The sequence below is a fragment of the Alistipes sp. ZOR0009 genome (assembly GCF_000798815.1).
GTDB lineage: Bacteria > Bacteroidota > Bacteroidia > Bacteroidales > ZOR0009 > Acetobacteroides.
In genome coordinates this window covers 19,160-28,318 of sequence record NZ_JTLD01000039.1, presented here as the reverse complement: position 1 = coordinate 28,318, position 9,159 = coordinate 19,160, and the positions used below count along the sequence as shown (strand labels likewise).

The window sequence follows — 9,159 nt, the reverse complement described above, 5'->3', positions numbered from 1 at the left end:
CCCGTAGGCGAACCGTTATCCCCGAAAGCGGATGCAAAAGTACCCCCTTTTTCCGGTTCTGCAATACCCAAACCCCTCTTTTACCCCACGGCAGCGCGTTAACGAGTCCTTCAACCCTCTAATACCAACACTTACCACAAAGATAGGAGGGGTGTTTTTTTTAGAATCGTACCTAAACCTGACCAAAAAGGAATGAATGAATCTAGATTAATTAGTAAAACAGGATATTTAAAGACACCCTTTATAAACAGAGAGCCTGCGATTATGCAGGCTCTCTGTTTATAAATCTACTAATTAAAAGTTTTTGAAGCGTTCTACAAACGCTACTTCTTTAGGTTGTCATCGAAGTATTTTGTAATCTTGGTCATTAAGTGAACTCGATCTTTTCCTCTCACATTATGCTCATGCTGAGGGTAAACAAAGTAGTCAACAGGGATATTATTATTAACGCACTCTTGAATAAAACGTAATGAATTTTGCCATACAACGGTTACGTCATAGTCGCTATGAATAATAAGCAAATCGCCCTTTAACCCTTTTACGTTATTGAGGAGGCTAGCACGAGCGTATCCCTCAGGATTCTCCTGTGGCGTATCCATATAGCGTTCGCCATACATCACCTCATAGTATTTCCAGTCAATAACGGGTGCACCAGCCACACCCACCTTAAAGGTTTCGGGATGCTTGCACATTAAAGAGGTTGTCATAAAACCACCATAGCTCCACCCATGTACGCCTATACGATCTGCATCAACATAAGGAAGCGACTTTAAGTAAGCAATCCCCTGCATCTGATCTTCAATATCTGGTTCACCCAACTTGCGGTGAATTGCCTGATAGAAATCGTTTCCTCGCGCAGGCGTACCTCTATTATCTAAAGTAAACATGATATACCCCTTCTGTGCCATGTAAAACTCCCACAAACGCGCTCCTCCCATCCAGCTGTCGGTAACCAGCTGCGCATGTGGTCCTCCATAAACATACACCACCACTGGATATTTCTTGGTCGAATCAAAATCAGCAGGAAGTATAATACGACCGTAAAGATCATACTTGCCATCAACCGTTTTAGTTTTAATAAAGCGCTCCTGCCCCATCCTGTAACCCTCGTATGGATTTTTAGCCACAATTAGGTCACGAACAACAACCGGCTTAACAATCGATTTAATATTAATCACATTAGGGATATTCAAACTGCTGTACTGATCTACAAACAAACCTGCAGCATGGTTGACTATAGGATTATGCGTTCCTCTCTCTGATGTTAGCTGAACCGTTTTGCCACTCTTTATATCGAGCTTATACAGATGACGCTCCAAGGGGCTTACTGCAGTCGATGTATAGTATACATATTTATCGTCTGGAGTAACTGTTTCCAATTCGGAAACCTCCCAAGCACCTTTGGTTAGCTGCTTTACTAGCTTTCCATTAATATCATATAGGTAAAGATGATTCCATCCGTCTCTAGGGCTTTGCCAAATAAATTGGCTAGGATTCTTCGTTAGGAATAGCGCAGGAACTTGTGGTTCCACCCACTTATCGCTCTTCTCCTCAAAAAGCGTTGCAACAAACATTCCGCTGCGAGCATCATACTTGTTTAGCAGCATCTCATTTTGAGCTCTGTTGATTTCGGCAACCAGAATAAAACGCTCATCGGGTGTCCATGCTATGTTGGTGAAAAAGCGATCAGATGGCGCTCCTGTTTCAAGAAAAACGGTCTTCCCCGATTTAATATCGTAAACACCAACCTTTACCTGATGGCTAGCCATGCCAGCCATGGGGTATCGCTCGCCTCTATACTCCGCAACCCGCTTAGATATGTCAACAATAGGATATTCGCTCACCATGCTCTCATCCATGCGATAAAAAGCTATAGCATTTCCTTGTGGCGACCAGAAAATACCACCTTTAATGCCAAATTCATTTCGATGGACTGATTTCCCATTAACGATTCCCTTTCCTCCATCCTTCGTGATTTGTATGGGGGTAGATGATCCGCTTACATAGTAAAGGTTGTCATCAATGGTAAACGCAGCCATAGAGGATGCGCTGTTAAGCGTATAATCACCAGCTTCACTTGGTGCCACAACTTTAGATTTGACAGACTTTGAAGGTAAGTCGTAAACAACCGTTGCATTTGCACCAAATAGAGATAAGGTATTCGCATCGTTCCAAGCAACACGTCCCACCCGAAACTCCCTGGCAACAGCCTTTTTTGCATCTCCACTCAAATCAGCAATGGTTGCAAGCACGGAGGTTACTCCACTTTTAGAGTCTACCCCCATTAGCTTACCATCTTCTATATAGGTAAGCACGGGTGCAGATCCCTTCCAGCACATGCTCCGCATTGATTGTGGGCCAAAATCGCGCATTTGCCCCATGGTGGCTTGCTCTATCGTAAAATTTTTAGGCTGCGAGTAGGCCGAAAAGCCAGCCATCATCAGCAGCAGTAGCAGCAGTTTTCTCATTTATGTCAATTTATTAGTCTTCAATCAAAATGCAACAAATAACGAATAACTATCATACAGGACGACAATTAACACAAAACGTTACGTAAGTTGGGCGTAAAGAAACAAAAAAGACGTAACAAAAATGTTACGTCTCCTCTCAATCTCTTCTATTCTAATTCATCGAAAAGGTAAAAAAGTTGAAAGAAACACCGAGTAAAGTCTCGTAGTTTTTTCCAAACTCTAACATTTCCTCGTCATCAGCTTCGCAGTGCCAGTTAAACTCCACATTTTGAAGAATCGCCACCTTTTTAAACAACTCCAACAGAGCCTTGGAGGTACTCGTATTTATGTAGCTTAAATGCAAATTAATCACGGTCTTTGGGGCCGGATTTTCGACATACCTATCTAAAACTTCAAATAGCGGCTTAAAAAAATCGTAAGAATTATTTGGAATAGAAATCCCCTTAATCTCCAGCACCCCACTATTGACATCCATCAGCACAAAAGGCGTGCGTGGTGTCCCTTCCACTTTATATGATTCCATAACCAAGATATTAATTTTAAGCATCCTCCGTATTCCCTTATCAGAGGATCACAACTGTTGCAATATAACTTTTTTCTAACACGATGATACTTGCTTCCCAAATTTTGAGGTATAAAAAATGGTATCTGATGTTTTCTCCATTTCAACAAGAAATAAGATTTTGATTTTCAAATTTTAAAGGCACAATAATCTATCGAGTACGCTCTCTCAATCGCAGTAATTTAAACGCCTCATCCCTTCAATTAAAGAGGCGACACTAGCAAAACAAATTCCATTTTTTACCTTTATCTAAAAAAAGCATGATTTCCACGCCAGACTTCACATTCACAGTAGCAGCAAGCTGCACCAAATGCAGCGCCTGCTCACATGTATGCCCATCATCAATCATTGCAATGACGGCAGATGGGCCTACGCTTCCAAACGCGAAAATATGCATCAAATGCGGCCATTGCGTTGCCATTTGCCCTGTAGCTGCTTTAGATTTTAGCTGGACTCCTCTAAAAAATCAAACAAATATAGAAAAGCCGCTATCCATAACTGCCGAAGAGGCAGAACAGTTCCTACGTTCGCGCCGCTCTATTAGAAGCTACAGAAAACTTGAAGTGCCAACCGACAAGCTGGAGAAAATACTGGATATTGCCCACTATGCCCCAACTGGAGGAAACTCTCAAAGCATTTCCTACGTAGTTATTAAAAGTAGCGAAACAATAAAGGCGCTATCCAACTTTACTCTCGAGTGGATTGATGCTCTTGCCAAAACCAACGCCTCGTTTCGCCAATACGCCAACCTTTCTAAAATTAGCAAGGGAACAGGCTCTGATATGATTTTCAGGGGAGCACCCGCCGCCATCGTAGCAGTAGGGCCCCGCAAGCTCCCTATGGCTCGTGACAATGCAAGATTCAACCTTGCCTATGCCGAACTTTTTGCTCCAACATTAGGATTAGGCACCTGCTGGGCTGGATTTTTTGAAATGAGCACCTCCGAATACAATAAGGAAGTATACGATATACTTGGTCTTACGGAAGAACAGATGGTTGTGGGCGCGCTGATGGTTGGATATCCTAAATACCATTATAAGAGACTTGTTGATAGAAATCCTCTTAAGTTTACGTTGCTCTAACACTCAATAATCGAGCATAAAAGAAAACAACCGCAATAAAAAGTCATCAAAACCTTTTCATCAGGCCAAACAATTACTATCTTGTTCGCCCATTTTTAAAGGATGTGTCAAACTTATAAAAACCACAATAATGAAATTTTTTATAGACACGGCTAATCTTGCCCAAATTGAGGAGGCAAATAACCTAGGAGTATTGGATGGTGTAACAACGAATCCATCGTTGATGGCCAAAGAGGGAATAAAAGGAGAAGAGAATGTAAAGAACCATTACCTGAAAATCTGTAGCATCGTAGATGGGCCTGTCAGCGCAGAAGTTATTTCTACGGAGTTTGACGGAATGATTAAAGAAGGGATAGAGCTCGCAGCACTTCATCCCAATATCGTAGTTAAAGTTCCATGTACAAAAGATGGAATTCGTGCCGTTAAACATTTTACAGATAATGGGATACAAACCAACTGCACCCTCGTATTTTCGGTAGGACAAGCATTGCTAGCAGCCAAAGCAGGAGCTACATACGTATCTCCATTCGTTGGACGCTTAGATGACATCAGCTCTAGCGGCATCGAGCTGGTTGCAAAAATTGTAGATATGTACAGCACCTACGGGTACAAAACACAAGTTCTTGCTGCTTCTATTAGATCTACACAGCACATTATTGATTGCGTGGAGGTAGGCGCAGACGTTGCAACATGCCCTTTGAGCGCAATTCTCGGGCTGCTTAAGCACCCGCTTACAGATAGCGGATTGGCAACTTTCCTTGCCGATTTTAAAAAAGTTCAGGAGTAACACTACAAAACATCAAAGCCCGATAGCCTCTATCGGGCTTTTTTATTTTACTATGTTTCTAAACAAATAATATGTTGCCATAATATTAAACTTTATGCAAACCTTTTCATACTTTTGCACTATATCTGTTTAAGTAGGATGGATAGCATACCCACTAAAACCAAACAACAAAAAAACATCTGTATGAAGGGGATCGTACTAGCAGGAGGAAGCGGTACTCGCTTGTATCCAATTACACAAACTGTTTCTAAACAGCTTCTCCCGATTTATGACAAACCCATGGTATACTATCCAATTTCCGTTCTCATGCTTGCCGGAATTAGGGATATACTAATTATATCTACCCCACACGATACCCCCCGGTTTCAGGAACTACTTGGAGATGGAACGCGATTTGGCGTAAATTTTCAGTATAAGGTACAACCCTCTCCTGACGGATTAGCACAAGCCTTCATTTTAGGGGAAGATTTCATCGGGAATGATGACGTATGCATGGTTCTTGGAGATAATATTTTCTACGGATATGGGCTATCTGGGATGCTACAACGCAGCGTACAAACTGTGGAAGAAAAACGGAGAAGCGTCGTTTTTGGCTACTACGTAAATGACCCAGAACGATACGGAGTGGTGGAATTCAACAAGGACGGCAACGTATTGAGCCTAGAAGAAAAGCCAGAAAAGCCCAAGAGTAACTATGCTGTTGTTGGACTATACTTCTACACCAACGATGTAGTTCAAGTCGCAAAAAATGTAAAACCATCAGCACGTGGCGAACTCGAGATAACAACTGTAAATCAGGAGTACCTAAAAAAAGGCATGTTAGATGTCGAATTAATGGGACGTGGATTTGCATGGCTTGATACGGGAACCCACAAGAGTATGCTCGAAGCAAGCCAATTTATCGAAACTATAGAGGAGAGACAAGGCTTAAAGGTCGCATGTCTCGAAGAGATTGCCTACAACAAAGGATACATCACCGCAGAACAGGTCGCGGAGCTTGCCAAACCAATGGCAAAAAATCAATATGGACAGTATCTGCAGAAGCTCATTGCTAATGATAACCAATAAAACGCTTTAAACCCAAATAGAGACAATACACATCACAATAACATGCAATTTATAGCAACAAATATACCTGACGTTATCATCATAGAACCTAAAGCATTTACAGATGCCAGAGGTTACTTTATGGAATCGTACAAAAAGACGGAATTTGAAAAACACATTGGAATTGTAGATTGGATCCAAGACAATGAATCAAAATCAACAAAAGGAGTTCTACGAGGACTGCACCTCCAAACAGGGGAGTTTGCCCAAGCAAAGTTGGTTCGCGTTGTCAGCGGAAAAGTTTTTGACGTTGCTGTCGATGTAAGAAAAGGCTCTCCGACTTATGGAGAATATGTCGGAATAGAATTGAGCGCAGAAAACCAACGCCAAATATTTATTCCTAGGGGTTTTGCTCATGGTTTCTTAGTTCTAAGCGATGAGTGCATTTTTCAATACAAAGTTGACAACGTATACTCAAAAAAGAGCGAAGCTGGATTTCACTACCAATCCTTTGGCATTAAATGGCCCGAAATTGATGTGAATGTTTTAGTCTCAGAGAAAGATGCTGTATTAGAAAAAATATAGATATTTAGCCTGCGGGACTACTTCTTTGATGAGTTATTTATTCTACTAATACTATTTTTATGCTAATTAATTTTTTCATTCTATTGACATTTGTAATATCTGCTACAATTGGATTCATAGTTGTTCCTAGAATCGTAACGATCTCTAAAAAAAAGGGACTGTTCGATTACGTCAATGAAAGAAAAGTACACACAAGCCCAATCCCCAGACTTGGAGGAGTTTCCTTTTTACCTGCGCTAACCTTCTCTGTTGCTTTTGTTATGGGATTGCGCTACTTTTTTGGAGTTGGGATACCGCCTCAAATTTGCTACTCAGTTCTACTTGAGATGCTATTCTTGCTTTGTGGCTTCCTTATTCTTTACTTCACAGGCCTTGCTGATGATCTCGTTAATGTAAGTTTTAAATATAAGTTAGTTGCACAATTCCTTGCATCATCAATGGTTATCCTCTCGGGGGTTTACGTTAACAGCTTACATGGATTTATTGGTGTTTATCAAATTCACCCCATTATTGGTTACCTTCTAACAATCATTTTAGTTTCCTTCGTCATCAATGCCATAAACCTAATTGATGGAATTGACGGACTGGCTACAGGGCTCAGTAGCATTGCTCTTTTCGCTCTAGGCCTTTGGTTTTGGGAAATGGAACTATACATCTACTCCATGCTGTCGGTAGGAATGCTCGGCGTTATTGTTCCATTTTTCATTTACAACGTATTTGGCAACAGACATAAGATTTTTATGGGAGATACAGGGTCGCTTCTTATTGGTTTTTTAATCGCATTCCTAAGTGCCAAACTCTGCATGATTGTATCAGATGGATCAACCACAAGCTTTAGAAATGCCCCAACTTTTGTTTTCTCTATACTATTCATTCCGTTGTTTGATGCAGCAAGGGTTTTTGTAGAGCGCATACGTAAGGGCAAATCTCCATTTCATCCCGACAAAACTCATATTCACCATAAGTTTTTGGCACTTGGCTTTAGCCATAAGCAGGCTATGGTTACAATTCTATTCATCGCAGGATTGGTTATTCTCTTAAACTACTATCTGAGCAAAGTTTTAAACATCAACATGATGCTCCTAGTTGACATCGCGCTTGGTGTGCTAATGATGGTAACCTTGCATAGAATTAAACAACACCAAGAAGAAGAGATAGAAGGTTCGAATGCGCTCGAACCAGTAATAAATATTTCAGAAAAATGCAATAAGCCATCAAACTTATAAATTACCATTCTGAATAATTTTTTTGAGTAATTTTGGACAAAACAAAGTGCATGTCTCTAGATTACTACGAATTGATCGAACGGTATCGGTTAACCCAACCATCATCATTAAAAGATATTCTAAAGCCATCGTCCAGCGTAACGGAAGATGGCTTTTTTTCTGCATTAGATAGGTCAAATAGTGGAGCAAAAAGCATCTTTTTAAATATCTCCATTCCTGACCTCAGCATCAACTCTTCGTTAGGAAGCATCACCCCCGAAGCTCACACCAAGCGCTACTTTGAGGCTCTTTGCTTAGAGATACAGCAGCTGGCAACTTATCTGGATCGAGATAGAGAAGTTTCGTTCATAAAGCTATATGGAGCAGGTGCAAACTCTCTTTCCGCTGATTTTCTAGAAGATTTAGTTGAACTCATTCATACCGAATTCACTATTGCCCCAGACGCTACAGTTGGGATAATCTGCACCCCCTCCTTCTTGTCGTTACGGAGAATCGACGATTTGCGCAGAATCGGCTTCAACTTCATAACTATTGACCAGCAAGATTTCAGAACTGAAATTTTAGATGCAATCGAGGCCGACTATAAAGCGCTGCCAATAAGCAATCAGGTTCAGCATATCAGAAAAAGAGGTAGAATAAAGCTAAACATTCAGCTTTCTTATGGTATGCCAATACAAACAGCAGACAGTTTTATAGAATCAGTAAAAGAAGTTGCACAGCTTGCTCCCGAAACCATAACCCTTACCCCTTTTTGCTATAGCAGCACGGCAGAATCGACCAAGCAACGAATAGATTTCTACGGACTACCCAGCGAAGAGGAATGTATAGCCATGTTATACGAAACCTTCTGCTATCTTACCCAAAGCCACTATAAATGCATAAATCCTCATTTGTACATTAAAGAAGAGCAATCATCCTCCATTGGTTATTTTTCTAACATGACCATCTCAAGCATACTCCAATATCCGTTAAATATCACTGGTTATCAAATCTATGGCATTGGAGTTGGCTCCGAATCTCTATTCTCAGATCTATACTCGGTTAACGAAAGCAGCTGGAAGGTATATGCAGACAAAATAGGGACAGGTGCCCCCTCTGCTGCCGTTGCCGCAAAGTTAACCCAACCCAACAGGATATGCCTCGATGTAGCAACCACTTTAGCGTTTTATGAAACTGTAGATCTTTCCGATATCGAAACAAGGTACACGATTCCTATGGAGATGATAAAAAATATCGTAGAACAAGGATTTACCGATTACAATAAATTATTCACCAACGGAATTCTCAGCGACCATCAATCCTCTATCCGAGTAAGTTCGCCGATGTATGCCCAAGTACTACTGCAACAAATCCGAATTATGTAGGTTAATGTATGTTCAAAACCTTGTTCTCTTATCTT

Annotated in this window: 8 protein-coding genes; 6 read left to right on the top strand and 2 right to left on the bottom strand. The window is 40.9% G+C overall.

Going from position 1 to position 9,159, the window contains the following annotated elements; all coding sequences use genetic code 11:
* Positions 1 to 323: 323 nt before the first annotated feature.
* Positions 324 to 2,468, bottom strand: coding sequence for a S9 family peptidase (locus tag L990_RS12095; protein WP_047449572.1), 2,145 nt, complete (start codon positions 2,466 to 2,468; stop codon positions 324 to 326).
* A gap of 154 nt (positions 2,469 to 2,622) precedes the next feature.
* Positions 2,623 to 2,994 carry a DUF1987 domain-containing protein gene (locus L990_RS12090; protein ID WP_047449596.1) on the bottom strand — a complete coding sequence of 124 codons (372 nt, stop codon included), beginning with the start codon at positions 2,992 to 2,994 and terminating at the stop codon, positions 2,623 to 2,625.
* A gap of 299 nt (positions 2,995 to 3,293) precedes the next feature.
* On the opposite strand from L990_RS12090, the gene L990_RS12085 reads away from it, so the two are divergent.
* The 6 genes from L990_RS12085 to L990_RS12060 all read left to right on the top strand — a co-directional run bounded on the left by L990_RS12085 (position 3,294) and on the right by L990_RS12060 (position 9,124).
* Positions 3,294 to 4,115, top strand: a complete 822-nt coding sequence (locus tag L990_RS12085; RefSeq protein WP_047449569.1) for a nitroreductase family protein — start codon at positions 3,294 to 3,296, stop codon at positions 4,113 to 4,115.
* A 130-nt stretch (positions 4,116 to 4,245) separates the two neighbouring features.
* Positions 4,246 to 4,902 (top strand): fructose-6-phosphate aldolase, encoded by a 657-nt coding sequence (gene fsa, locus L990_RS12080; protein WP_047449566.1) that lies wholly within the window; start codon positions 4,246 to 4,248, stop codon positions 4,900 to 4,902.
* Between the two features lie 183 nt (positions 4,903 to 5,085).
* Positions 5,086 to 5,970 (top strand): glucose-1-phosphate thymidylyltransferase RfbA, encoded by an 885-nt coding sequence (gene rfbA / locus L990_RS12075; protein ID WP_047449592.1) that lies wholly within the window; start codon positions 5,086 to 5,088, stop codon positions 5,968 to 5,970.
* A gap of 42 nt (positions 5,971 to 6,012) precedes the next feature.
* The gene (gene rfbC / locus L990_RS12070) at positions 6,013 to 6,534 is read left to right on the top strand and encodes a dTDP-4-dehydrorhamnose 3,5-epimerase (protein WP_047449563.1); all 522 of its coding nucleotides are present in this window, start codon (positions 6,013 to 6,015) and stop codon (positions 6,532 to 6,534) included.
* 59 nt (positions 6,535 to 6,593) lie between these two features.
* Positions 6,594 to 7,760, top strand: a complete 1,167-nt coding sequence (locus L990_RS12065; protein WP_052180967.1) for a glycosyltransferase family 4 protein — start codon at positions 6,594 to 6,596, stop codon at positions 7,758 to 7,760.
* 50 nt (positions 7,761 to 7,810) lie between these two features.
* A complete protein-coding gene (locus tag L990_RS12060) occupies positions 7,811 to 9,124 on the top strand; it encodes a hypothetical protein (RefSeq protein WP_047449559.1) in 1,314 nt (437 codons plus the stop codon).
* The last annotated feature ends 35 nt before the right edge of the window (positions 9,125 to 9,159 follow it).